This window comes from Myroides albus, assembly GCF_024722315.1.
Lineage (GTDB): Bacteria > Bacteroidota > Bacteroidia > Flavobacteriales > Flavobacteriaceae > Flavobacterium > Flavobacterium album_A.
The window spans coordinates 3,514,322-3,540,214 of record NZ_CP102754.1 but is presented as its reverse complement, the minus strand read 5'-3'; the positions used below and the strand labels follow the sequence as shown (position 1 = coordinate 3,540,214).

Annotated in this window: 28 protein-coding genes; 21 read left to right on the top strand and 7 right to left on the bottom strand. The window is 34.2% G+C overall.

The window, feature by feature from the left end:
* Positions 1 to 80: 80 nt before the first annotated feature.
* On the bottom strand, positions 81 to 1,493 hold the full coding sequence (gene rlmD, locus NWE55_RS15740; protein WP_258204401.1) for a 23S rRNA (uracil(1939)-C(5))-methyltransferase RlmD: 1,413 nt from the start codon (positions 1,491 to 1,493) through the stop codon (positions 81 to 83).
* 237 nt (positions 1,494 to 1,730) lie between these two features.
* Between rlmD and NWE55_RS15735 the strand changes: the two genes are divergently transcribed.
* The 5 genes from NWE55_RS15735 to NWE55_RS15715 all read left to right on the top strand — a co-directional run bounded on the left by NWE55_RS15735 (position 1,731) and on the right by NWE55_RS15715 (position 5,650).
* Positions 1,731 to 1,856, top strand: a complete 126-nt coding sequence (locus NWE55_RS15735) for a hypothetical protein (protein WP_258204400.1) — start codon at positions 1,731 to 1,733, stop codon at positions 1,854 to 1,856.
* A gap of 69 nt (positions 1,857 to 1,925) precedes the next feature.
* Positions 1,926 to 3,167 carry an ornithine--oxo-acid transaminase gene (gene rocD / locus NWE55_RS15730; RefSeq protein ID WP_258204399.1) on the top strand — a complete coding sequence of 414 codons (1,242 nt, stop codon included), beginning with the start codon at positions 1,926 to 1,928 and terminating at the stop codon, positions 3,165 to 3,167.
* A gap of 651 nt (positions 3,168 to 3,818) precedes the next feature.
* Positions 3,819 to 4,433: a bifunctional nicotinamidase/pyrazinamidase gene (gene pncA / locus NWE55_RS15725; protein ID WP_258204398.1), complete on the top strand. Its 615-nt coding sequence runs from the start codon at positions 3,819 to 3,821 to the stop codon at positions 4,431 to 4,433.
* Positions 4,433 to 4,975, top strand: coding sequence for a hypothetical protein (locus NWE55_RS15720; RefSeq protein WP_258204397.1), 543 nt, complete (start codon positions 4,433 to 4,435; stop codon positions 4,973 to 4,975). Before pncA ends, NWE55_RS15720 begins: the two co-directional genes overlap by 1 nt.
* Before the next feature lie 99 nt (positions 4,976 to 5,074).
* On the top strand, positions 5,075 to 5,650 hold the full coding sequence (locus NWE55_RS15715) for a hypothetical protein (protein ID WP_258204396.1): 576 nt from the start codon (positions 5,075 to 5,077) through the stop codon (positions 5,648 to 5,650).
* Between the two features lie 86 nt (positions 5,651 to 5,736).
* Here NWE55_RS15715 and NWE55_RS15710 read toward each other — a convergent pair whose 3' ends face one another.
* Positions 5,737 to 6,399: a thiamine diphosphokinase gene (locus NWE55_RS15710; RefSeq protein WP_258204395.1), complete on the bottom strand. Its 663-nt coding sequence runs from the start codon at positions 6,397 to 6,399 to the stop codon at positions 5,737 to 5,739.
* Positions 6,400 to 6,525: 126 nt separating this feature from the next.
* On the opposite strand from NWE55_RS15710, the gene NWE55_RS15705 reads away from it, so the two are divergent.
* The 11 genes from NWE55_RS15705 to ygiD all read left to right on the top strand — a co-directional run bounded on the left by NWE55_RS15705 (position 6,526) and on the right by ygiD (position 15,747).
* Complete coding sequence (locus tag NWE55_RS15705; protein WP_155092551.1) at positions 6,526 to 6,837, top strand: rhodanese-like domain-containing protein; 312 nt, start codon at positions 6,526 to 6,528, stop codon at positions 6,835 to 6,837.
* A 173-nt stretch (positions 6,838 to 7,010) separates the two neighbouring features.
* On the top strand, positions 7,011 to 7,889 hold the full coding sequence (locus NWE55_RS15700; protein WP_258204394.1) for a diacylglycerol/lipid kinase family protein: 879 nt from the start codon (positions 7,011 to 7,013) through the stop codon (positions 7,887 to 7,889).
* Between the two features lie 98 nt (positions 7,890 to 7,987).
* On the top strand, positions 7,988 to 9,391 hold the full coding sequence (gene lpdA / locus NWE55_RS15695) for a dihydrolipoyl dehydrogenase (protein WP_155092549.1): 1,404 nt from the start codon (positions 7,988 to 7,990) through the stop codon (positions 9,389 to 9,391).
* A 109-nt stretch (positions 9,392 to 9,500) separates the two neighbouring features.
* The gene (locus NWE55_RS15690) at positions 9,501 to 10,094 is read left to right on the top strand and encodes a hypothetical protein (protein WP_258204393.1); all 594 of its coding nucleotides are present in this window, start codon (positions 9,501 to 9,503) and stop codon (positions 10,092 to 10,094) included.
* 133 nt (positions 10,095 to 10,227) lie between these two features.
* Complete coding sequence (locus NWE55_RS15685; protein ID WP_155092547.1) at positions 10,228 to 10,626, top strand: hypothetical protein; 399 nt, start codon at positions 10,228 to 10,230, stop codon at positions 10,624 to 10,626.
* A 1-nt stretch (position 10,627) separates the two neighbouring features.
* Positions 10,628 to 11,161, top strand: a complete 534-nt coding sequence (locus tag NWE55_RS15680; RefSeq protein WP_155092546.1) for a DNA-3-methyladenine glycosylase I — start codon at positions 10,628 to 10,630, stop codon at positions 11,159 to 11,161.
* Between the two features lie 102 nt (positions 11,162 to 11,263).
* Positions 11,264 to 12,058, top strand: coding sequence for a HipA family kinase (locus NWE55_RS15675; RefSeq protein ID WP_155092545.1), 795 nt, complete (start codon positions 11,264 to 11,266; stop codon positions 12,056 to 12,058).
* Positions 12,045 to 12,422, top strand: coding sequence for a DUF3037 domain-containing protein (locus NWE55_RS15670; protein WP_258204392.1), 378 nt, complete (start codon positions 12,045 to 12,047; stop codon positions 12,420 to 12,422). The genes NWE55_RS15675 and NWE55_RS15670 overlap by 14 nt, the downstream gene beginning before the upstream one ends.
* A gap of 1 nt (position 12,423) precedes the next feature.
* Positions 12,424 to 14,205: a TrkH family potassium uptake protein gene (locus NWE55_RS15665; RefSeq protein WP_258204391.1), complete on the top strand. Its 1,782-nt coding sequence runs from the start codon at positions 12,424 to 12,426 to the stop codon at positions 14,203 to 14,205.
* A gap of 13 nt (positions 14,206 to 14,218) precedes the next feature.
* Positions 14,219 to 14,902, top strand: coding sequence for a potassium channel family protein (locus NWE55_RS15660; protein ID WP_155092542.1), 684 nt, complete (start codon positions 14,219 to 14,221; stop codon positions 14,900 to 14,902).
* A gap of 2 nt (positions 14,903 to 14,904) precedes the next feature.
* Positions 14,905 to 15,747, top strand: coding sequence for a 4,5-DOPA-extradiol-dioxygenase (ygiD, locus tag NWE55_RS15655; protein ID WP_258204390.1), 843 nt, complete (start codon positions 14,905 to 14,907; stop codon positions 15,745 to 15,747).
* 37 nt (positions 15,748 to 15,784) lie between these two features.
* On the opposite strand, the gene NWE55_RS15650 is transcribed toward ygiD, so the two are convergent.
* The 4 genes from NWE55_RS15650 to NWE55_RS15635 all read right to left on the bottom strand — a co-directional run bounded on the left by NWE55_RS15650 (position 15,785) and on the right by NWE55_RS15635 (position 20,043).
* Positions 15,785 to 16,636, bottom strand: coding sequence for a GNAT family N-acetyltransferase (locus tag NWE55_RS15650; RefSeq protein ID WP_258204389.1), 852 nt, complete (start codon positions 16,634 to 16,636; stop codon positions 15,785 to 15,787).
* The gene (locus NWE55_RS15645) at positions 16,626 to 17,672 is read right to left on the bottom strand and encodes an NAD(P)H-dependent flavin oxidoreductase (RefSeq protein ID WP_160339116.1); all 1,047 of its coding nucleotides are present in this window, start codon (positions 17,670 to 17,672) and stop codon (positions 16,626 to 16,628) included. The genes NWE55_RS15650 and NWE55_RS15645 overlap by 11 nt, the downstream gene beginning before the upstream one ends.
* A 2-nt stretch (positions 17,673 to 17,674) precedes the next feature.
* Positions 17,675 to 18,862 (bottom strand): serine hydrolase domain-containing protein, encoded by a 1,188-nt coding sequence (locus NWE55_RS15640; protein WP_155092538.1) that lies wholly within the window; start codon positions 18,860 to 18,862, stop codon positions 17,675 to 17,677.
* 65 nt (positions 18,863 to 18,927) lie between these two features.
* Positions 18,928 to 20,043 (bottom strand): C1 family peptidase, encoded by a 1,116-nt coding sequence (locus tag NWE55_RS15635; protein ID WP_160339117.1) that lies wholly within the window; start codon positions 20,041 to 20,043, stop codon positions 18,928 to 18,930.
* Between the two features lie 70 nt (positions 20,044 to 20,113).
* On the opposite strand from NWE55_RS15635, the gene NWE55_RS15630 reads away from it, so the two are divergent.
* The 5 genes from NWE55_RS15630 to NWE55_RS15610 all read left to right on the top strand — a co-directional run bounded on the left by NWE55_RS15630 (position 20,114) and on the right by NWE55_RS15610 (position 24,849).
* The gene (locus NWE55_RS15630) at positions 20,114 to 20,953 is read left to right on the top strand and encodes a 1,4-dihydroxy-2-naphthoyl-CoA synthase (protein ID WP_006258825.1); all 840 of its coding nucleotides are present in this window, start codon (positions 20,114 to 20,116) and stop codon (positions 20,951 to 20,953) included.
* 823 nt (positions 20,954 to 21,776) lie between these two features.
* The gene (locus NWE55_RS15625) at positions 21,777 to 22,085 is read left to right on the top strand and encodes a hypothetical protein (RefSeq protein WP_155092536.1); all 309 of its coding nucleotides are present in this window, start codon (positions 21,777 to 21,779) and stop codon (positions 22,083 to 22,085) included.
* Positions 22,086 to 22,200: 115 nt separating this feature from the next.
* The gene (gene menA / locus NWE55_RS15620; RefSeq protein ID WP_155092535.1) at positions 22,201 to 23,112 is read left to right on the top strand and encodes a 1,4-dihydroxy-2-naphthoate octaprenyltransferase; all 912 of its coding nucleotides are present in this window, start codon (positions 22,201 to 22,203) and stop codon (positions 23,110 to 23,112) included.
* Positions 23,113 to 23,124: 12 nt separating this feature from the next.
* On the top strand, positions 23,125 to 23,811 hold the full coding sequence (locus tag NWE55_RS15615) for a metal-dependent hydrolase (RefSeq protein ID WP_155092534.1): 687 nt from the start codon (positions 23,125 to 23,127) through the stop codon (positions 23,809 to 23,811).
* Positions 23,812 to 23,817: 6 nt separating this feature from the next.
* Positions 23,818 to 24,849, top strand: coding sequence for an o-succinylbenzoate synthase (locus NWE55_RS15610; RefSeq protein ID WP_160339973.1), 1,032 nt, complete (start codon positions 23,818 to 23,820; stop codon positions 24,847 to 24,849).
* 136 nt (positions 24,850 to 24,985) lie between these two features.
* Here the strand turns inward: NWE55_RS15610 and NWE55_RS15605 are convergent, their stop codons facing one another.
* Positions 24,986 to 25,858, bottom strand: coding sequence for a helix-turn-helix domain-containing protein (locus tag NWE55_RS15605; protein WP_155092532.1), 873 nt, complete (start codon positions 25,856 to 25,858; stop codon positions 24,986 to 24,988).
* Between the last annotated feature and the right edge of the window lie 35 nt (positions 25,859 to 25,893).

Sequence of the window (25,893 nt, the reverse complement as noted above, 5' to 3'; positions counted from 1 at the left end):
TATCTTATTGAGGAGTAGGTATAAAAACAAAGGGCAGTGAATCATCACTGCCCTTTGTTTTTTGAGATATTTAGTTAGTATTATCTTAGTTCTAACAACACAACGTTTTCAACGTGGTGAGTCTGTGGAAACATATCCACTGGACGTACTTTAATCACTTTGTACTTGTGATCCATCAAGGCTAAATCTCTTGCTTGTGTAGCAGAGTTACAGCTCACATATACAATGCGTTTAGGTGCAACTTTAAGTAACATCTCTACGACATCTTTATGCATACCGTCACGCGGAGGGTCTGTAATAATCACATCTGGTTGACCATGTGTTGCGATAAATTCATCGTTAAACACATTCTTCATATCTCCAACGAAGAATTCACAGTTGGTAATATTGTTGCGTTCAGCATTGAGTTTAGCATCTTCTATAGCCTCAGGTACTGCTTCTACACCGATTACTTTACCAGCTTTTTTAGATACGAATTGAGCGATTGTCCCTGTACCAGTGTACAAGTCATATACTAATTCACTACCTGTCAGTCCAGCGTATTCTCTTGTTATTTTATATAATTCGTATGCCTGTTGAGAATTTGTTTGGTAGAACGACTTAGCATTAATGCTAAACTTAAGACCTTCCATTTCCTCTAAGATATAATCACGGCCTTTGTACAATACTACATCTTGATCGTAGATTGTATCATTTGCCTTGCCGTTGATTACATATTGTAGAGAGGTAATCATAGGGAAGCGCTCAGCCAAGAAATCCATTAATAATTCTCTTTCTTCTTTGTTGTCATAGAAGAATTGAATCATGACCATTACTTCTCCTGTAGAGGCTGTTCTGATCATTAGTGTACGCAATAGGCCTTCTTGTTCACGAGGATTGAAAAAAGATAGGTTATTCTCATTGGCAAACCTTCTTATTTCATTTCTGATTTCGTTAGAAGGGTCTTGCTGCAAATGACATTTTTTGATGTCCAATATCTTGTCCCACATTTTTGGGATGTGGAATCCAAGTGCATTTTCTTTACCCATTTCTTCTCCACTTGCTACTTCTTCAGGTGTTAACCAACGTGCGTTAGAGAATGAAAACTCCATTTTATTTCTGTAAAATAAAGTTTCTTCTGACCCCATGATAGGTTCAAATTCAGGTAATTCAATTTTCCCAATGCGCTTAAGGTTATTGTAAACCTCTTGGTTTTTGTAGAATAATTGTTGGCTGTATTTCATATTTTGCCATTTACAACCCCCACAAGCTCCAAAGTGTTCACACACAGGTTCAATTCTATGTTCAGAAAGTTTGTGGAATTTTACAGCACGACCTTCGTAATAAGCTTTGCGCTTTTTGAATGTCTGTACATCAACCACATCTCCCGGAACTACATTAGGGATAAAAATAACTTTCCCATCTGGAGCTTTTGCTACCGAAACGCCTTTTGCACCTGCATCAAGGACTTCTACGTTTTCGAATACGATTCTTTCTGTTCTTTTTCTTGTCATGCCGCAAAAATAGGCTAAAAAACGATTGATTTTTAGCTTTTACTCATTTTTAGTGTTTGTTTTAAAGGTGTTTAATTTGCTTTAGTACAGTGTGTTATGTATTGTTTTGCTTATTTGTAATCACTCTAATTTATTTTGGATAGAAAATCACTCTAAGAAAGCTGTTCAAAAGGCAGGACAGATTAAAATTAGCTTCTTTGGATAATGTTAATGATATCTTATAGTTAACCTTAGTCGATGATGGATCATAATTTATTTAACTTTTTAGCACTGTGTTTATCAGTAGATGTAAACCATGAGTATGCAAAGAGGGAATTTGGAAGAAGACAGATTGTTTTCTCTCTAATAGCGGGTAAATTGTAATTATAATTTCGCAAAAAATAATTATCTTGCAAACTGTAATTTATTAAAAACACAATAAACCATTATATAATGTCACAAAAACTTTCATCGGCTCAAATTATAGAGTTAGAAAATAAATATGGAGCTCATAACTATCATCCACTACCAGTAGTATTGTCTAAAGGTGAGGGAGTATATGTATGGGACGTAGAAGGTAAGAAATACTACGATTTTTTATCTGCTTATTCGGCAGTGAATCAAGGACACTGTCATCCAGCTATTGTTAAGGCAATTAGTGAACAAGCGGGAACTTTGGCTTTAACATCAAGAGCATTTTACAATGATAAGTTAGGAGTATACGAAGAAAAGATTACAAAGCTTTTTGGCTTTGATAAAGTACTTCCTATGAATTCTGGTGCAGAAGCAGTAGAAACAGCTTTGAAATTATGTAGAAAATGGGCATACGAAGTGAAGGGAATTGCAGAAGATCAAGCAAAGATTATCGTGTGTGAGAACAATTTCCACGGAAGAACAACGACAATTATTTCTTTCTCAAATGACCCAGACGCTCGTAAGAATTACGGACCTTATACAGATGGGTTTATCCGTGTTGCTTATAATGATGTAGATGCTTTGAAAGCTGCAATGGAGGCGAATAAAGGTACTATTGCTGGTTTCTTAGTTGAGCCTATTCAAGGTGAGGCAGGAGTGTATGTGCCAGATGCTGGATATTTAACAGCAGCTAAAGTGCTTTGTGAGCAACACAATGCTTTATTCATCGCAGATGAAGTACAAACAGGTATCGCTCGTACAGGTAAAATGCTTGCGATTGACCATGAAAATATCAAAGCGGATATCATTGTATTAGGAAAAGCATTGTCAGGAGGAGCATATCCAATTTCAGCTGTTTTGGCTAATGACGAGATTATGAACGTAATCAAACCAGGTCAACACGGTTCTACTTTTGGAGGTAACCCTACTGCAGCTGCAGTAGCTATCGCTGCTTTAGATGTTGTCTTAGAAGAAAAGTTAGCAGATAATGCTGAGAAATTAGGTCAATTGTTCAGAGCTGAGTTGAACAAGTATATTGCAAACAGTAATATCTGTACTTTAGTACGTGGAAAAGGATTGCTTAATGCAATTATTATCAACGATACAGAAGAAAGTGATACTGCTTGGAATATTTGTCTTAAGTTAAGAGATAACGGACTATTGGCAAAACCAACACATGGTAATATTATTCGTTTCGCTCCACCATTAGTAATGAATGAAGAGCAGTTATTAGACTGTGTACGCATCATCACTGAAACATTAAAAGAATTCGAAAGATAGTATTCGACTAAATAACAATAAGAAACCTGCATTAGTTTGCAGGTTTTTTTTTGCTCTTATATTAATGGTGAACTATGTGGTTTTATAGGGGGGTTATTATGGGTAAATAGACAGCAAATCACCTTCTTGTATGACATCAAGGTTTAGTTTAAATAAGATTTGCAATCCGAGTTATTGGCTGTCAAAGTTCTCAGTCAACTTTAAGCTTATTTTGTATTTGGAGCAGTAGTGATTTCTTGGGACTTTGTAGTAGTTTTCTTGGGGTATGCTTGGGGTTTTCTTGCTGAAAAGGGCTGTTTTTCGAAGAAAACCCCAAGGAATCCCCCAGTATTCCCAACGAAACCCCAAGGAATTACTCTTAAAATTGTATTGAAGTTTCCCTTTGTTTGTTAGATAAGGGGGCTTACTTCAAGGCGAATGTTTCCTCTAAGATTATTAGGTGATTTAGATAGAAATTTCCTAAAACTACAGATTTGCTTCACAGTGTGATCTGTATGTTTTTCGACCCTGCAGTGGGTAGGTAAAGGTGTAATGATTACTGAACAAATAGATTGTAGGGGAGATAGGAAGATAATAGATTTTGCCTCTAAAGCGGTACATTATTTTCATTTTGGTTACTTTTGCAGTTAACCACATTAAAATACGTAAAGGATGAAGGCACTACTTATAGTTGACTTACAATATGATTTTCTTCCTGGAGGGAGTTTGGCTGTTCATCAAGGTGATGATATCATTCCGATTATAAATAAGATTCAAGACAAGTTCGACATACTTGTTGCTACACAGGATTGGCATCCTAAAACACATAAAAGTTTTGCTTCTCAGCACAAAGATAAAGAGGTATTTGAAGTAATTGACTTAAACGGGTTACCCCAGGTTTTATGGCCAGATCACTGCGTGCAAGGAACTAAAGGTGCGATGTTTAGCGATGCTTGGCAGAGCAATGGTGTCGCTGCTGTATTTCGAAAAGGAATGGATGAGGAAGTAGACTCATATAGTGGCTTTTTTGATAATGGCAAGCGTAGCACGACAGGATTACATGGGTTTTTGCAGGAAAAAGGAGTAACAGAAGTATATGTCTGTGGTTTGGCAGCTGAGTTTTGTGTGTATTATACCTCAAAGGATGCAGCTGAAGCAGGCTTTAAGACTTACTTTTTAGATTTTGCTACAAAACCGATAACTGCAGAAGGCTTGGTTGAGGCAAAGAGTAAGTTAACGGAGCAGGGGGTCATAGTGGTAAGTAAAGAAGATGAATTAGTTTTTTAATGAAAAAGTATACACGATTTAATTTTTTTAAACACACTTTCTGTGATTGGGTTGAAATACCTCTTGATTTTATAAAAGATAGGGAGCCTAATTACAAGAGTAAAGCGGGTAGTCAGTATTTTTTTGATGATGAAGGTGTTGCTCGTTTGTCTAATCATTGGGGACGAGCTGCAAATTGTCGATGGAGAATCACAGGGGATAATAAGGTGAATAACCAAGGCTTGGTGCTTGCGTATGCCAAGTGGACTGACTTTTTTCCCAACAATGAAGATGAGAAGTTATATGTGATAATTGTTAAAGTTAAGCAAAAGTCTGTGACTTTTACCCATAAGGAAAGTCTAAAAAGCAGTGGAATGATAGTCAGGACTGCTAAAGAAACTGCTAAACGCATTTCTAAAATCAAAGAAGTATTGGAAACAGATCACTGGTTTAAATACATAGAAGGTGTTGATTTAGAAGTTGCAAGGGAACTTATAGTAGAACAATTAGTTAGTACAGAGAAAGATTTTCAATTCATTAAAAGAAGTTTATTTAATAGATAGTCAGAAAAATTATTGTTTGAATATTTAATTTTTTTGTACTTTTGACCGCTTCTTTGTAAAAAGAAGTTAAAATGAAAAATAATTAACATTGATTAAACTATGAAAAAAATTACATTATTAGCTGCGTTATTAGTAGGAGGTTTAGTAAGTGCAAATGCACAAAAAGTAGAAACTCCAAAATTAGCTGAAAAAGTAGGAACTACACCTATTAAAAAAGGAAACTGGATGGTTGGAGCAACTGTAGGTAATATAGGTTATGACTTTGAAGCTGAAAGTTTTGGTTTCGAAATTAAGCCAACTGCAGCATACTTTATCTCTGATGGATTTGCAGTAGGAGCTGAAATCGGTGGAGGGCTTGAGACTGTAAAAAGTGGTAAAGACATCTGGAGTTATGTAATTATGCCTTATGGACGTTACTACTTCCCAGAAGGAGCAAGTGAAACAGGACGTTTCTTCGGACAAGGTGGTATTGGAATCAAAGGTAAATCTCAAGATGGAAATACTAAAAATTCATTTGCATTTGATATCAAAGGAGGTTATTCTCACTTCGTATCTCGCAATGTTGCTTTAGAGCTTACAGCTGGGTATAGCTATAGTAAAGCTAACTTTACAGGTGGAAAGAATTTCTCTGGATTAGGTATTGGATTAGGATTCCAAATTTTCTTAGGAAAATAATCTTAATAAGATTTATTAATAGAAAAAGGATGTCAGTGATGACATCCTTTTTTGTTTATATAGTAATTTAAGAATAATAATTGTTGTTAATCGTGACATTCCATCATTAATAAATAACCTTGTTTGTAGGATATAGTAACTAATCCGTCCTGAAGAACTGAATTACTACTTCCGGTGCGCTCTCCTAAGATTAAAGATTCATTAGTAAGTGGATACAAGAGGTTTGTCGTTGTTATATCAGTCACTTCTCCAATTGGAATTAGTGAAATGATCGTATCTTTTTCGTACCACTTCTTAAATTCGAAAGGCAGTGTATAGATGCGAGAATAGTCGTCGTATATGGTTATTTTAAGTTTTTCTCTGTATTTAGCAATATTTGTAATATTCGTAATGGTGTGGTCTGCTCGTTTACCTGTAGCCCATATAACATTAGCAGCAGGAATACCTCTGTCTATGAGGTAATTAAAGGCCTTTTCTAAGTCCGTAGAATCTTGATCAGCAATATGTATAATATCTATGGGATACTGTTTTTCTCTGTAAATATCTACATTAAAATCTCGATCAAAATCTCCGATGAGTACATCTACTTTTATACCTAATTCAACCACGCGTTCTATAGCAGAATCAAGTACAACAACAAGTGGCGACCATTCCAATAATTGTCCCATAAGTTCAACGCTGCAGGCAGCACCATTGGCAATAATTAAAGCAGGCTCTTGGTCATCTCGGACAATGTGATGTGAGGACATAATATAAGGTTTTTATCAGAAGGCAAAATAAGCAAATACAAATTAGATTGACTTACTTTTTTTTGAAAAAATCTAAATTAGTTTGAGAATAACCTTATATTTGAAACCAAACAAAAACCTTATAGCATGATGAATTTATCTCAAGAACAATGGTGGGAAAAATGTCAAGAAGACCCTAATGCAGTAATTTTGGATGTTCGCACTGAAGAAGAAGTAGAAGAAGTAGCTATTCCTGGCGCAATTAATATTGATATTTACAAAGGGCAAGGATTTTTAGATGAAGTAGAAGCATTAGATAAATCTAAGAATTATTATGTGTATTGTAAAGCAGGAGGAAGAAGTAATCAAGCTTGCTTGCTTATGGGACAGCTTGGATTTGAGAATACCTATAATTTGTTAGGTGGTATTACGGAATGGGAAGGTCCTACAGTGGGATAATACAATAGAAGTAAATACATAGAGAAAGCCAGTAGGAATACCTATTGGCTTTCTTTGTTTTGGCAAGTAGATATTAAAAACGGGTATTACTTTTTAATCTTAGTAAGACAACCTTTTGTATCTTTGTTTTTACAATTTTAAATCGGTTGCTCTTTTTTAGAGTTTTTTTAATTATGATAAAAGTTTATTTCATTATAAATCCAATTTCAGGAAAAGGTAAACACAATATTACGCAAGAGTATGTAGCCTCTTTCTTTAATAAAGACACCCATCGAGTAGTTGCTCACTATTCTACTTACAAGAAGCACGCTATTGAATTGACTCAGCAAGCTCTAAGAGAGGATGCGGATATTATTGTAGCTTGTGGTGGTGATGGTACAATACACGAGGTTGCGACAGAATTAGTGGGGAAAGAGGTTGCATTTGGGATTGTACCTGTGGGATCAGGAAATGGATTAGCCTCCAATTTATCTATTCCTAAAGACATCGAAAAAGCAATTATTCGAGTGAGAGATGGTCATGTAATCAAAATGGATGTAGGAACCTTAAATGGCGAATACTTCTTTAGCAATATGGGATTTGGAATAGACGCAACGATTATAGATAAGTATGAGAGATCAGGTAAGAGAAAATTAGGTGCCTATATCAAAGCTTCGTTAAATTCTGCCCAAGAGTTTAAGGCTAAACGCGTTCAAGTCACTTATAATGGGATGACAAAGGAGGTAAATCCCCTGTTGTTATTTATATCCAATTCGAATGAAATGGGTTATAATATGTCTTTGACCCCGAAAGCAAGTTTGACTGACGGACTATTAGATTATTTGATGGTACCTAAGATTAATCTGTTTAAGCAATTGACTTTTGGATTTTATGTCTTGTTTAAAATGACAGATAAATTTAGGAAGACTGATTATATCCAGACAGATCACATTATTGTTGAGATTCCAGACCAACAGACCAATGGTTTGCAGATGGATGGCGAATATTATGAATTTGATGCCAATAAATTTGAAATAAAAGTACTTAAAGGCGCTTTACAAGTTATTTGTTAGGACAGATGTCCTAAGAAAAGTGTAAAGTTTTTAGCACACTTGTTTAAAAAGTGTAAATTTGTATTTCATATATAAACAACAAATAAGAAAAAAATATTATGAATTCATTTGACGTAGTTGTAATAGGTTCAGGACCTGGAGGATATGTGTCTGCTATTCGTTGTGCACAGTTAGGATTCAAGACTGCTATTATTGAAAAATACCCAACATTAGGAGGTACATGTCTAAACGTAGGATGTATTCCTTCAAAAGCTTTATTAGCTTCTTCTCACCACGTAGAAGAGATAGCTCATTTTGCTGATCATGGAATTGAATTAGCAGGTGAAGTAAAGGTTGATTTAGCAAAAATGATTGATCGTAAACAAGCAGTTGTAGATCAGACTTGTTCAGGAGTAAAATACTTGATGGATAAGAATAAAATCACTGTGTTTGAAGGAGTAGGTTCATTTGAAAATGCAACTACAATCAATGTAACTAAGAATGATGGTTCAGTTGAGTCAATCGAAGCAAAACACACAATTATTGCAACGGGATCAAAACCATCAACATTGCCTTTTATCACTTTAGATAAAGAGAGAATCATTACTTCTACAGAGGCTTTAAAATTGCCAGAAGTACCAAAACACTTGATTATCATTGGTGGAGGAGTTATTGGTCTTGAATTAGGTCAAGTTTACTTAAGATTAGGGGCTCAAGTATCTGTGGTAGAGTTTGCAGATAGAATATTGCCAACAATGGATGGTGCTGTGTCTAAAGAGTTGACGAAAGTATTGAAAAAACAAGGTATGAAGTTCTATACATCTCACAAAGTACAAGGTGTTGTGCGCGAAGGGGATGTAGTTAAAGTGTCTGCTGAGGATAAAAAAGGAGAAATTGTTACATTAGAAGGAGATTATACTTTAGTTGCTGTAGGCCGTCGTCCATACACAGATGGATTAAATGCTGATAAAGCAGGAGTGAAATTAACAGATAGAGGACAAGTAGAGGTAAACGATCACTTACAAACATCTGTTTCTAATATTTACGCTATTGGAGACGTTGTACGCGGCGCTATGTTGGCTCATAAAGCTGAGGAAGAAGGAGTATTGGTAGCTGAGTATTTGGCAGGTCAAAGACCACATATCGATTATAACTTAATCCCAGGTGTAGTTTATACTTGGCCTGAGGTTGCAGCTGTAGGAAAAACAGAAGAGCAATTGAAAGCAGAAGGAGTAGCTTATAAAGCAGGAAGCTTCCCATTCAAAGCATTAGGACGTGCAAGAGCAAGTGCTGATACAGATGGATTCGTAAAAATCTTAGCAGATAAGAATACTGATGAGATATTAGGTATGCATATGGTAGGAGCTCGTGCTGCTGATTTAATTGCAGAGGCTGTGGTAGCTATGGAATACAGAGCTTCAGCAGAGGATATTTCAAGAATGTCTCATGCTCACCCAACTTTTGCAGAAGCGATTAAAGAAGCTGCTTTAGCGGCAACTGATAATAGAGCATTACACGTGTAATTATTTGCATTCAATATAAATTAAAAAAGCCTGAGTATTTATTACTCAGGCTTTTTGTTTTGTTGTGAATTTATTTATATTTGTCTTAACAACCATTTAACATTGTGAGATGAAAAAGATTATGCTTTTCGTTAGTGTAGCTATGCTATCACTATCGTGTAGTAAGAGTGATGATAATAATACAGCAGTAGATCCAATATTCGACGCTGAGTTTGTTCAGATTAAATCCGTAAATGAAATACCGGTAGCTACTTTAAAGTATGCTGGGAATAAAGTAGGACAAAGACCGGTTGGTATAGTCGAGGAGGGAGGGGCCAATTGCAAGGAATTAGATCGCTTGATAGTACCAGAGGATAGAAAAGTTTTGGAGTATGGCAATTTTGTAAAAGTATATGAAAACAATAGCGAAGGTAGTTGCAAATTGAAATGGGATTATTTAAGACAAATTGAATTGAGAAGCAACTCTTCTGGTGATATGTCAGCAAAGGTAACCCAAAGGTATAATAGACCAGCTACTAAAGAAGAACTTGAATTAGATCCGAAGATAAAGTTCTACGTAGAAACTACAAATGAATACTCAGGTAAAATAGAAATAGGTTTTCAAGCAGGTTATCTGCGTATAGAGGATACTAATTTATCTGACGTAACAGAAGGAAGTCAAAATAAAGGAAAGTCTTATTTGTATTTTCATTTACCAAAATAGATCAAAAAGCCAATTGTATTAGAAACGATTGGCTTTTTTTGTTTGCAATAGCTGATAATCCTAACATTTTCTTGTGTTTATTATTTAATTTTTATTGGTAGATTTGTTATTCTATTACTTAAATAAGAACAGAATGATAAAGTATAATAAGGAAACAAAACAATTAGAAATTCGAGATAACTACAAAGGAAGATTAAAGTCTTCTCGTATTATGTCAGTAATAATCTTGATCTTGGGAATCGTTAAATTGTTTTTGGCAGATTGGAATAAACCAAGGGAGATGGATTATGTATTTTGTCTTATAGTGGCTCTTTTTGTTTACTTAGTGTATAAGAATTTGTTTGTAAACACAGCGATTGATACAATTGACAAATACAATATTAAGTATGTCAAAATGCCTAAGGCATTAGCTACTAAAGCAACGATTAAACTCAATAATGGGAAATCGCGCGATGTGTTTGGTTTAAAACAAGTTTCTGATAGAGAGACTTTTCGAAAGTTATTGACTGATGCCAAAATTCGAGTGATATAGCATGGGATATTGCGACTTTGTAAAGGGATTGGGAGATGATACTTCTAACCCACATAAGTATTATCACGATAAAGAGTATGGATTTGCTTTAAGCGATGATAATGATTTATTCGAAAGATTGGTTCTGGAGATCAACCAGGCAGGCCTTAGTTGGTCAACAATATTGAATAAACGTGAGAATTTTAGAAAGGCATATGACAATTTTATAATTGAAACGGTGGCAGCTTATCAACAAGATAAGATAGATGAATTGCTTCAAGATAAGGGAATTATCAGAAATAAACTAAAGGTAAATGCGGCAATCTATAATGCTCAACAGATTGTTCTCTTGCAAAGAGAGTTTGGTAGCTTTAAAAAATGGTTAGATATACAAGAGTTTGAAACATTAGATCAAGCTGTAAAACTGTTTAAAAAACACTTTAAGTTTGTAGGAGGGGAGATTGTGAATGAGTTTTTAATGAGTACAGGATATTTGCCAGGAGCCCATAGTAAAGACTGTCCAATCTACAAAGAAATAGAAAATAGCAACGCTTAATTTGGTACGCTTAGCAGAAAAATAATTTAACGTTCAATACAAAAGTATTGAGCGTTTTTTTAATTAATATTGCATATTAGTAATCAAGCAAAATATTCTTTTATGAAAGATTCACTTGAGTTAAGGACAGTTACAGTGACCAGATATATTACTCCTTTGAGAGAGGGAGGGTCTTTACCTGCCTTAGCCGAAGCAGATGATGATTTTAAATATGTATTAAAGTTTAGGGGAGCTGGACATGGAGTAAAAGCTTTGATAGCCGAATTGTTAGGAGGGTTAATTGCAAGAGAATTGGGATTGAAAGTTCCAGAATTAGTTTTTGCAGAACTTGACGAGGCATTTGGCAGAACTGAAGCAGATGAAGAAATACAAGATTTATTACAGTTTAGCAAAGGGTTGAATCTTGCATTGCACTTTTTGTCAGGAGCTTTGACGTTTGATCCTGCAGCAGAAACAGTAGATGATACACTTGCTTCAAAAATAGTGTGGTTAGATGCCTTTATTACAAATGTCGATCGTACATTTCGAAATACAAATATGTTGATTTGGCATAAAGAGCTATGGTTAATTGATCACGGTGCGGCTTTCTATTTCCATCATTCATTTTCGAATTGGGAGAAAAGTGCAGAAACTCCTTTCTCTTTTATAAAAGATCATGTATTACTGCCTCGAGCAAGTAAATTATATGAAGTAGATCAAGAATTTAAGAAAATCTTGAATAGAGATAAGTTTGTAGCTATTGTCGATCAAATTCCAACAGAATGGTTGGAATGGGAAGGAAGTGATTTTTCGGCAAATGAGATTAGAGAAGTGTACCTGAACTTTCTATTAAGAAGACTTGAGTCTTCAACTATTTTTATAAACGAAGCAAATAAGTGGAGAGATGCAAGTATATGAGTATGCTGTAATACGATATGTTCCCAAAGTAGAGCGAGAGGAATTTATAAATATAGGTTTATTAATTTTTTGTAAATCTAAACGCAGTTTGCATTCGTCATTTTGTTTGAATAAAGATAGGATTGCGTGTTTTAGCAGTGAGTTAGATTTCGAAACATTAAAAGCACATGTTGCAGCCTTTGAAGAAGTTGCAAAAGGTGTAAAAACGAGTAAAAACCCAATAGCTCAGTTAGATGTTGCTGAACGATTTAGATGGTTGACTGCAGTTAAGAGTTCATGTATTCAAGCTTCGCGTCCTCATCCGGGGATGACTTCTGATTTAGAAGTATTGTTTAAACGTCTTTTCGAAGAATTAGTTTTATAAGATGCCATTTTATCGTTTAAAAGATAACGTAATCAATCAGATTAAATACTTTTTAGTCCGTTTGCCTTTTGTATTGAGTTTTATCACCTTGTTTATCTTGGTATATGACTTGGGGTTTAGCACGCTTAATGATTATCAAGTAGGATTAAACAACTTGTATAATACCTGTTTGACAATTGGGATGCTCGCTATTGCAAGAAGGTATTTGAGTAAGGAAATATCTAATAGTACAGGAGTAAGGATATTTGATATATTCAGTGTAATATTATTTATGTTCTTGGTTGTTGCTCGTTGGAAACCTGAGCATACAACTCATTTTTACGACAGTAGCGCCGTTATTTTCTTTGCCGTATTTATTATGGTTGTTCGAGAGTTCTCTGTGTTACAGTTGAACTTAAACAAGACAAGGCTTAATCCCGCCCAACTGTTTATCATTAGCTTTTTGTTGATTATTTTTGTTGGAGCTTTTATGTTGTCTTTTCCCAAGGCTACAACTACTCCTGGTAGTCTTCGCTATATAGATGCGTTGTTTACAGCTACGAGTGCAGTATGTGTTACGGGGTTATCTACTGTCGATATAGGTGGTCAGTTTACCGTGTTTGGAAAGACCGTGATGATATTCTTGATGGAATGTGGTGGTTTGGGTATTATGACTATTGCAAGTTATTTTAGTTACTTCTTTAGGGGAAAATCCTCATATGGAAATCAACTTGTGATGAAATCCATGTCATCAATAGACAAGTTAGGAGATGTTTTTGCTACTTTAAAGCGAATTATTGTTATATCGGGAATTATTCAAATCTTGGGGATGATTGGTATTTACATTGCCACGCGTCATCAGCAGTTTACATCATTATATGAACGAGTATTCTTTTCTATATTTCATTCAGTATCTGCTTTTTGTAATGCAGGCTTCTCTACCTTACCAGAGAGTTTATATACCTTTGAATACCGTTTTAATTATCCTTTACACCTAATTATTGCAGGATTATTTATTATGGGGGGATTAGGTTTCCCTATTGTATTTAATATCTATATGTATGTAAAACACTTAATTGTAAATAGATTACTTCCCTTTAGTCGTAAGGAGGCGAGTATTTATGTTCCAAGGGTAATTAACTTGAGCACTCGCATTATTCTTATAACAACGGCTGCTTTGATTGTTGGAGGAACTCTAATGGTATATCTATTAGAGTATAATAATACGCTTGCAGAGCACCAAGGATTTGGTAAATGGGTAACAGCATTCTTTACAGCAACATCTCCTCGTACAGCTGGTTTTGCGTCAGTTGACAATGGAATGTTTAGCGTTCCTACTTTTTTGTTTATTATGTTTCTAATGTGGGTGGGAGCTTCGCCAGTATCAACAGGAGGGGGAATTAAGACCAGTACTTTTGCAATTGCGTTATTAAATATATGGACTCTGGCAAGAGGGAAGTCTAAGATTGAAGTGTTTAGAAGACAGGTAGATGAGTTGTCTGTTCAACGTGCATTTGCTATTATTTTACTATCCTTATTCGTTATCGGTGTTGCTATTTTTGCTTTAACTTATTTTGAGCCTAAGATTGGAATCGTCGAATTGGCTTATGAAGCTTTTTCAGCATACAGTACTTCAGGATTAAGTGCAGGGATAACGAGTCAATTGGGAGATGGGAGTAAGGTGATTTTGATTTTAACTATGTTTATTGGAAGGGTAAGTATGTTAACGATAATTATAGCGATGACTAAGAAAGATCATTTGACCAATTATAGCTATCCGAAAGAGGAGATTTTGATTAACTAAGAATTTGAGAATTATGAAATATATTATTGTAGGATTAGGGAATTTTGGAGCTTCATTAGCACAAAAGCTAACAGAGCAAGGAAATGAAGTTATCGGTATTGATAAAAATATGACACGTGTAGATTCTTATAAAGATAAGATTTCACATACAATATGTTTGGATTCGACGGATCAATATATGATGGCGGGATTGCCATTAGCGAATACAGATATTGTAATCGTAGCTATTGGGGAGGACCAAGGTGCGAATATTATGACTACTGCTGTGTTGAAAAATCTCAATGTCAAAAGATTAATTAGTCGTGCTATTACTCCTTTGCATGAAAATGTGTTACAGGCAATTGGAGTTGATGAAATAGTGCACCCAGAGGAAGAAACAGCAGAGCGATGGGCTAAGAAATTATGTATAAAGGGAGTGGTAGATTCGTATGAAATTAATGGTCGTTATAGTATAGTAGAGATCACGGTTTCGGATCGATTTGCCGGTAAAACTTTAGGTGAAATTGCCTTTCGTACAAACTACAATCTTGTTGTTTTAACGACACTTAAAGTGAGAGAGGAAAAGAACTTTTTGGGTATACATCGCAAAATACACGAAGTTCAGGGTATAGCCAACTACGATACTGTTTTGAATAAAGGGGATATCATGGTTGTCTATGGCGACAATAGAGATATTAAAAAGATCTTAGGAGAATAATTATGTATCAGGACAAAGAGGTCATTAACCAATTGATGCGGCTTCCTGATATAGGAGGAAGAATGCCTGTGTTGTTTATAGGGCATGGTTCTCCTATGAATGCGATTGAAGAAAATGAATTCTCAGTTACTTGGAAACAATTGAGTAGTAAATTGCCTATTCCAAGAGCAATATTAGTTATATCTGCACATTGGCTCACGAAGGGAACCTATGTGACAGCAAGTCAAAAGCTTCAAACCATACATGACTTTGGTGGATTTCCCCAAGCGTTGTTTGATATTGAATATCCTACTGATGGTTCACCCTTATTAGCAGAGGAGGTTCAGCATATAGTAAGGAGTACTACTGTTCAAGAAGATATGGATTGGGGATTGGATCACGGGAGTTGGTCTGTGTTGCGTAGAATGTATCCCTTGGCAAATATTCCTGTAGTGCAATTGAGTATTGATTACTACCAGGGTGGTGAATTTCATTATAAATTGGGTAGTGAGTTAAGTGATTTGCGAAATAAAGGAGTTTTGATAATAGGAAGTGGAAATATTGTTCACAATCTCAGAATGATAGATTGGAAGAATATGGATACAGATAATTATGCTTTTGATTGGTCTATCGAAAGTAATGAATTGATTAAAAAGTCAATTTTAGATAGGAATTTTAAGGTCTTAGTAGATCATCAAGGTTTGGGACATGCTACTAAATTAGCTATTCCTACTCCTGATCATTATTATCCATTACTATATACGCTTGGTCTTGTGGATCAAAAAGATGAAATTGAGATATTCAATGACAAATATGTCGGAGGTTCTTTAAGTATGACTTCGTATCTGTTTGGGAGATATTTGTAAATAAAACAAAAGGCGATTTTATAGATCGCCTTTTGTTTTATTTTAAATATAATTCCATTTCATGTTGTTCTAAAAATTCTATTCCTCCAATTGATTTAAAGAACATATTTACACCAAAGTTTTGTGCGTCAATATTAGTGACAAAAAACTCTTTGTTATCTCCTATGGTATCTTTTATTAGGAGAGAGGCAAATCCTTTTCGTCTAAACCCTTCTTTTACCCAGAGTTGTAGTATCTTATTCTTTGTAGTATTTACGATGATATATCCCACTGGTTGCCCTTCGAAAACAATCTTTTTAAGCGTGAGATTGCGTTCGTTGTTTGAGATACAAAACTCATTGTTTTGCCATGAAGGTAGAACATCTTTTTCAGCATAGTAGATTAGATATTCGTAATAAGAAATATTCTTGATTTCAGTATTATTGACAATATTTTCGTCTACTACTTGTAATTTAGTATTTCCTTTTAGGCAATTCAAGTTTCGCCATTTTTTAAAGCCAATCTTTCTATAGGTTTTAGATGCAGTTTCATTAGAAGTGATTACTTCTAATGAAATTTTCTTAATATCAAAACTTCTAAATATAGGTAAGGCATAGTCGTACATTTTTGTAGTAAGATTATTACCTCTAAATTCAGGGAGTACACCAGTAGCAGCATTATATAGCTTGTAATTGTTCCTTCCGTGAAGGATAAAGGCTACTAATTTTTTGTTTGAATAAACTCCAATAGAATCACTTAGTTGAATACCTTCTGCTTTAATTTTGGTTTCTAACTCTTCTTTAGTTAGGTGCATAGGTATTGTGTAATCACCAAATGAAGCATTAAAGACTTCTACCAGTTCAGTAAAATCCACATTATTTAAAAACCTATATTGAAAGTTATTGCTCATAGAATTCTGTAATCAGTTTATTGAAAATATCTTTTGTATCTTTTCTTGTTGCATGATGCGCGTTTATCCCACACCAAAGTGAGTTAAAATTATAAAGATTTTTCTGTTTTGCAAAAAATCGAATATTTTGTGTTAAAATATTTTGAAAAGGAAAGTCTGGAATGGGGCTTTTTGAGTTATCTACTTGTGTCATAAAGTCATTGATAATTCCACGAGCCCATTTGCCTGAGAAGGCCTTTGTAAACTTGGTTTCAACTGCAGTACCTTTGGATAGTAAATCCTTTTGATATTCCATTGCATTGCTCTCGGTAGCCGTTATAAAAAGAGAACCGAAAGTAGCAAAGCTCGCGCCTCGATTAAAATAATCTTTGGCTTGTTTGCCAGTGAATAGCCCTCCTGTTACAATCAACGGAATATTCACTCCTTCTTTTCTTACACAATCAAAAAGTTGATTTAGGGGTAAGTTGTCTTCTATATTATCACTCAGAAAACTACCTCTATGCCCACCTGCTTCAATTCCTTGTAAGACGATTGCATCTATTTTGTGATCTTGTAAATATTTTGCTTCTTCTACAGTTGTTGCTGTACCTATTAAAAATATATGCTGTTTATGTAAAAGCTCAATTTCTTCTTTTGTAAAACAACCAAAAGTAAAAGTTATGATTTTGATGTTGTGTTTTAATACTACTTCTAATATTGGGTGGTAGGTTGGTTGAATAAAGTGTGGTATTTCTTCATAGGGGATATTGTTGTCCTTGCAGATTGTCTTTAAGGTTGTTTGCATAGAAGCAATATCCTCCTTATTTTCTTTTATTATTGGATGTAAAAAGATATTTATAGCAAATGGTTTGTCTGTTAACTCCTTAGTCTTTGTTAGCAGTTTGTCACATACAGCAGGGGGAAGGCCACCTAAAGGTAAGGTTCCTAAACCTCCTTGGTTCGCAATTGCAGCAACCATTTCTGGGGTTGCTACGCCAAGCATTGGAGCTTGACCAAGATCGTACTTAATGCCTAAAATGTCTTTTAATCCTTTCATAACTATAGTTCTAAATTACCCACAGGATAATCTCCAAAATGATGAGATAAATCAACTGTTTTGTATGTTAATTTCGAATATTTGTTTGAAAATAAAATAATACACACATTGTCTTTTTCAAGTCGAATATAAGATGAAGTGTTACCTCTCCACCAACCATTGTGATACGTGAATGTATCTCCATTTGTCATTTCGATGAGTCTAAATCCTAAACCGTAATTTCTTACTCCTTTATTTTCAAAACTATATCCTTGAAACATTTGTTTTCTTAACTTTTCACTTAAGAATGTTTCGGAATATAAAGCTGTATCTAATTTAAGAAAATCTCTTGGGGTAACATAAATATTTTTATCCCCATAAGTGCTATCCATATAATCCCAATGCATTGGAGTGTAATTGCTTTTATATGATTGAGTTACGTCGTTTTTCTTGTCTAAATCATCAAAGACAAAACTATTTTTCATCTCTAGAGGATCAAATATTAGTTCTCTTACAGCTTCGCGAAAAGTCTTATTAGTAACTTTTTCGACTATACTTGCTAATACAACGTAATTTGTATTACTATATGAAAATCTGGTATTTGGACTGAAATCCAAGTCTACTTTTTCAGATTTAATAATGTCAATGACGTCTTGGTTTTTAATAGGTGTTTTATAACTCCATACTTCTCCATAATAACCATAATAACGCAATCCACTGCGATGTGATAATAGCGTTTTTACTGTGATTTCTGGATAGGGAAATCCTTCTATAATTTCACTTACACTTTGATCAAGTTCAAGTTTTCCCATATCGATAAGTCGCATAATAGTAACAGCAGTAACTACTTTACCTACTGAAGCAACGTGAATAGGGGTGTTTTCAGTTATCTGTTCTGCATTTCTTTTATTCGCAAATCCAGAGTAATCTTCATATATTATTTGCCCGTTCTTAGCCACTAAGAAGCTTCCTGTATATCCAGATTTCTTTATGTTTTTAATATAAAAGTCTTCTACCTCATTTGCTTTTGATAGGATATAACTTGGAGATAGTTTGTCAAATTCAACGAGATATGGGTTTTCTTCATATATACTATGTTCTTGTATGATTGAAGTGTTTAGTGCTAAGTCTTTTTCTTTCACTTTAGTTTGACAAGAAATAATTAAAAGTGAAGAAAGTAAGGTTATTGTTAGTTTGTTTTTGTTTGTCATTTTATAATTAGCTGTAACCAATTAAGTGTATTAAACTAATTGGTAAATCCATTAAACAACTGTTGTTATTTAATGTTTAAGTTTTTTAAAGTTTGTTTTTGTAATGCCTCCTTGTGCAATAGTACTGATATTGATTTAAGTTTCATATAAGCAGTACTCATATAAATATAGCCGTCATTGCCAATGCGTTCAGTATTATTTCCCCAAGAGTTCTTTACTTTATAATAGATATTGCCTTTTTGATCTTTTACTTTTCCAATTATGTGCATTAAATGATCATCTTGTGTTTGATAACTATAAAAGTCTTGTAAGCGGGATTCTTCCGTAATTGTCTTTTCTTCTACGATTTCTGTTAGTCCCTTACTGTTATCATCTTTTGATGAAGGGATAAATGCGATTCCGTTTTTAGCATTAAAAGTAATTTCTGAAACATCACAGTCAAGAGACAGGGTATAACCTTTATCTAAAGCGTTGTCAATATTAGCGATATACTCATCTAATGGGAGGTTGTATAGACTTCCATTTGAGAAATTATCTGGGATATTTAAAATAAAAGGAGTGTAGTAAGTTTGGTTTTTAAACGATGTTATTGTGATGTAATCATCTGCTTTAATACCTAGCATATCCATAAATGTCTGTGGTGTATACTTCTTGCCTTCATAAGTAAATTCAGTAATATTTTTACCTATATATGTATCTAAGATAAACTCAGTAATTGGTTTCCAATTATTACTTATTGTATTTCTGCTTGAAGTATAAGCATCTAATGTACTTTTTAATACTCTAAATAATTCACTATGATCGTATTCTTGCTTAGTTTGCTCTGGAGAAAACACGTCATTTGGAACAATACCGTATTCTTTTATACTGTTGATTACATCATGAGCAAGTCCACCCTCACCAAATTGAGTTTTCCCCTTACGAGTGATGTAGTTGTCTATTTTCTTGGGATAGACATTGCGCACGGTGTACATTTCTGATATATCAATAAACTTTCCCGTTTTCCTGATTATTTCAGACTCCAGAAAAGAAGATGTGCTAAAACTCCAACAAGTACCAGTATTTCCTTGGCTTATTACAGGAGTTGCGTCGAGGTCTATAATAGTTTGAAAATCATATTCTTGTGCTTGAATACTTATCGTTAAAGCAAATAACGATAGAGAGAATAAGAGTTTTTTCATGGTTTATAATGTTTTGGTTTTGCAATATAATGCAAAAAATAGATTATTTTTACGATAAATTCAAAAGATTATGAGTAAGATACAATGGGAAACAGCTATCGAGTTTGAGGATATTACATATAAAAAATGTGATGGAGTTGCTCGTATAGCATTTAATAGACCAGAGGTTCGCAATGCTTTTAGACCAAAAACAACAAGCGAACTATATCGTGCTTTTTATGATGCACAAGAGGATACGTCAATTGGGGTAGTACTTCTTTCAGCAGAAGGACCATCACCAAAAGATGGAGTGTATTCTTTCTGTAGTGGAGGAGATCAAAAAGCAAGAGGGCATCAAGGATATGTAGGAGATGATGGTATGCACCGATTAAATATTTTAGAAGTTCAACGTTTGATTCGCTTTATGCCAAAAGTGGTTATTGCAGTTGTACCAGGTTGGGCAGTAGGTGGAGGTCACAGTTTACACGTTGTATGTGATATGACATTAGCCAGTAAAGAACATGCTATATTTAAGCAAACTGATGCAGATGTAACGAGTTTTGATGGAGGATATGGTTCTGCTTATCTTGCAAAGATGGTAGGTCAAAAGAAAGCGAGAGAAATATTCTTTTTGGGTAGAAATTACTCTGCTCAAGAAGCTTTTGAGATGGGAATGGTTAATGCAGTGATTCCTCATGCAGAGTTAGAAGATACCGCTTATGAATGGGCTCAAGAAGTGTTAGCTAAATCACCAACATCAATTAAGATGTTGAAGTTTGCCATGAACTTAACTGACGATGGTATGGTTGGTCAACAGGTATTTGCTGGAGAAGCGACAAGATTGGCCTATATGACTGATGAGGCAATTGAAGGAAGAAATGCATTCCTTGAAAAGAGAAAACCTAATTTCCCTAAGAAATGGATTCCTTAATAGGTAATAATTAGTAAGATATAAGAGCACTTTATTCATGTGAATTAAGTGCTCTTTTTTTGTGATAAGGTGTGTTTTAATGAATGGGCATGGGGGAGTATTGGCGAAAGAATACTAATCGCATTTCTTCATTTTAGACTAAAGGTACTTTTATTAAATAAGGGGTTGTGAAAGCTGTAATACTTTTTTTTAAGAAGTAATTTAATATGATTTATAATGTATTTTTCGGACATAATAAAGGTTTGTTTACTGGAAGGTATGCAGAGAAGATGTCTTTATCAATGAAATGAAACGTTGAGTAAAACTTCTTTTATTATGTTTTGTTCAGCTAATTTGAAAGTGAATTATGGAGTTTGTTATCGGTAAAAGTAGGAGTACAGCACTTGAAATTTGGAGTATTAAAGTGTTCATTTAAATGTATACTTCGAAAAAAATATATAGAATATTTGTGGTGTCTGTATTAGTTATGTTTGTAAAAACCTTGTAATTTTCTTCTAAAACACTTGCTTTTTAAAGCAAATAAATACTTCAAATATTCAATTTTAACACTTATAATTTAACTTTATATAAAGCATGTTTTTATTTTTAAAATCAAGTAGTTATGTTTTGTTATAACTAAAAGTTATCAGTGTAAATAAGTACTTTTTGATGTAAAAAAGTCAATCAATACACACTAAACTAAATATTGTTTTTACTTAAAGTTTAACATTAAGTAGTCACTTGTAATGACAGTGTATATCGAAGCCTTATTAATAGCCTATTATTTTGTACACCTTACGATTTACCATTACCTTTATAGTACTTATAACTAAGATTACAGATAATGGCTAAAATTGTTCTTAAGAGAAAAAAGGCTATAGTAGATAGACATAGAAATTATATTATTTTTTTAGATGGTGAAAAGTTATGTTCTATTTCAAATGGTGAAGAAGTAACATTTGATGTTGCTCCAGGAAAACATATTTTGAGTGGAAAAATAGATTGGAACTCATCCAATGCTATCGTTTTTGAGATTAAAGATGAGCACACTATTTTGTTTACAATTAGAGGGTGTAATCCTCTACTTGCACTTTATTATACATTTGCTAAACCCAGCAAATATTTAAAACTTAAAAAACAAGGATACCTATAATCGGAGTATATTTAATTTCCGTTGGATACTAAGGAATAGATGTCATAAATTCTCTTTATTTTTGTGTGCAGTTAAAATGATTTTTCAAAATCGCTGCTTAGTTAAATTTGAATTTATGACAAAAATGAAAGCGTGGATTAACGCTGCAAGATTGAGAACACTACCGCTCTCTGTTTCGGGTATTATTGTTGGGTCAGCATGTGCTTTCCCTTTTTTTACTTCCAATGCTAATTTTCTTAGCATATTTTTATTCGCAATATTGACAACGCTTTTATTGCAGATACTATCAAATTTTGCTAATGATTACGGAGATGGTGTCAAGGGAACTGATAATGAAACGCGTGTAGGACCACAACGCGCTGTGCAAAGTGGGTTGTTGTCAGCTGCTCAAATGAAGAAAGGGGTAATCGTAACCTCTTTACTATCTCTACTATCAGCTTTAGTTTTGATTTACATATCGTTTGGAAAAGATAATTTTCTTACCTCTCTTTTCTTCTTTGTTTTAGGAGTTAGCTGTGTCGCTGCGGCAATTAAATATACTGTTGGTTCAGGAGCTTATGGATATAAAGGATTAGGAGACTTATTTGTATTCATTTTCTTTGGGCTTGTAAGTGTACTCGGTAGTTTCTATTTGTACGGTCAAGTTTTTAGCTACTGGGTAATCCTACCAGCATTAGCTGTGGGAAATTTGAGTATTGCTGTGTTGAATATTAATAATATGCGTGATTTAGATTCAGATAAGCTTGTTGGTAAAAATACACTTGCAGTAAAATTAGGTCGATCAGGAGCAAAGCAATATCATTATTTTATTATTGTATTTGCCCTAATAGCATTTATTGTATACGCATTGTATTCCAACTTTTCTTATTATCAATACTTCTTTATCGTCGCTTATATTCCATTTATAAAACACTTGATATTTGTTAAGAATAACACCTTGCCAAAAGAATTAGACTCACAAATGAAGATAGTTGCTTTATCAACTTTTTTTGTTTCCGTTTTATTTTCTTTAGCTTTAATCCTTTAAAATAATTAGAATATGAAAATTACTTACTTCGGACATGCTTGCTTAGGTATAACGATTGATGATATCAATATAATTGTTGACCCATTTATTACGGGTAATCCTTTGCCTGCAGCTAAACAAATTGACGTTAATGCTATCAAAGCAGATTACATTCTTTTAACGCACGCGCATGGAGATCACATCGCAGATGTAGAGTTGATTGCGAAGAATAATCCCGATGTTGTAGTGGTGTCAAATGCGGAAATTGCCGGCCATTTTGAGGCAAAAGGGTTGCAAGCTCATCCGATGAACCACGGTGGTAGTTGGACATTTGAGTTTGGAAAAGTAAAGTACACGCCTGCTATTCACTCGAGTTCTTTTCCAGATGGTAGCTATGGGGGACAACCAGGGGGATTCGTGATAGAGAGCAAGAACAAGAATGTCTATATCGCTGGAGATACTTCTTTGACAATGGACATGAAATTAATTCCTCTTTTTACACAATTGGATTTAGCTATTTTACCTATTGGAAGCAACTTTACTATGGATATTGATGAAGCGGTAATTGCTTCTGATTTTGTAGGTTGTGACAAAGTTATGGGTTATCACTTTGATACTTTTGGTTATATCGAGATAGATCACGAAGAAGCTAAGAAGAAGTTCTTTGAGAAAGGAAAAGATTTAATGTTATTGGCTATTGGAGAGAGCCTAACTTTGTAGTTTATGATAGAAGCATCGTATGAACGCTATATTTTAGATTTTAAGAGACCATCAGGTACCTCGAGGGGTATTCTTACCCAAAAAGAAACATGGTTGCTTAGAATTAAGGAAAATAACAAAATTGGAATAGGAGAGTGCGGGATACTGCGCTCTCTTAGTTTTGATGACCGATTAGGATATGAAGAAAAACTCCAATGGGTAGTTGAAAATATAGCTTTAGGTAAAGAGGTGTTATGGGAACAACTAAGAGAATGGCCGTCTATACAGTTTGGAGTTGAGCAAGCTTTCTTATCACTTGAAGCTTCAGATCCTTTTATTCTTTTTCCATCTGCTTTTACTGAGGGAAGAAAGGCCATTGACATAAACGGCTTAATTTGGATGGGTGAGCACGAGTATATGAAAGAGCAGATTGACGAGAAATTAAATGCTGGATTCAAATGCGTTAAGCTGAAGATAGGGGCAATTGATTTTGAAAAAGAAGTTGATTTACTGCGCTATATTCGATCGCATTTCTCTGAAAAAGAGATTGAATTAAGAGTTGACGCTAACGGAGGATTTACGCCTTTAGAGGCCTTGGAAAAGTTAGAAGTATTGTCTGAATTCAAATTGCACAGTATTGAGCAGCCTATTAAGCAACGTCAGTATGAGCAAATGGCAGAGTTATGTAAAAAGACTCCTTTGCCTATTGCTTTAGATGAAGAATTGATAGGGGTGATTAACATAGAAGATAAAGCGAGGTTGTTAGATGAGCTTAAACCTCAATACATTATCTTAAAACCAAGTTTAGTTGGCGGTTATAGAGGTAGTGAGGAATGGATTGCTTTAGCTCAAGAGCGAAATATAGGATGGTGGATTACCTCTGCCTTAGAAAGTAATATTGGTTTGAATGCTATTGCACAATGGACTTTTACACTTAAAAATAGCTTGCCGCAAGGCTTGGGAACAGGAGCTTTGTATACAAATAATTTTGATTCACCTTTGGAAGTAAACCAAGGTGCTTTGTGGTACAATCCTACTGTACAATGGAATGTGCCATAAGAACATTCATAATAAAGGGTATTACCAACAATTATTGAGGATATAAATCTATAAAAATCAAAAGGTAATTACTAAAATAGTGTATTGATAGCAATAAAAAACAAGGCTTATAATCATCGTTATAAGCCTTGTTTTTTTATGATTTTCTATATTCATCTGGTGCTACACCAACATACTTTTTAAAGAAACGCGAAAAATACGAATTGTCTTTAAAACTTAGTTTATAGGCAATTTCACTTGCAGACATATTTGTATTGACTAAGAGTCTTTTGCTTTCAAGAAGTATTCTTCCTCTAATTAGTTCTCCCGCTGATTGACCTCTTACTTTTTGACAGACAGCATTTAAGTAATTTGGTGTGACATATAGTAATTCGGCATATTCTTTTGGAAAACGCAACTCATAAAAGTGTTTTTCTACCAAATATTCAAATTGCTTGACAAGGTTACTTGGTTGCAACTGACTATAAGTAAAATTATCATCGTGTTCATAGTGCTTTTTACAAAGTAAGAAAAGCTCAAGTAAGTAAACGCGTATCAGATTTTGATCTGTTCCTTTTTGAAGGTGTACTTCGTAATTTATCTTGTCAAAAATATTTAGTATAGTAGAATAGTAACTGTCAATACTCAATAGAGATTCATTGTCTATATCTAATCGAAAGAAAGGCAGATTATCGATAAACTGGCTATCTGATAGAAACGAAGCAAAAAAATCCTTTGTAAAGTTAATGATGAAACCTTGGGTGTGTTCGTTAAAATCCCAACGGTGTACTTGGCCAGGATTGATGAAAAATAGATCTCCTTTCTTTACATTGTAGTTTTTATAGTCTATAAAGTGTTCTCCTTCACCCCCCGTTATGAAAAGGATTTGATAAAACAAGTGCTTATGTGCGACAGAGACAACATTGTTTCTCAATGATAAAACGTGTTGCAAATCGAAAATAACGCAATCCTGAGCAATGTTTTCTTGATCTAATAAATCGCAACTATTAAAACGGGGTATCTTTTTCATACTATTCTACTTTTCTCAATTAAGATTAAGAATTA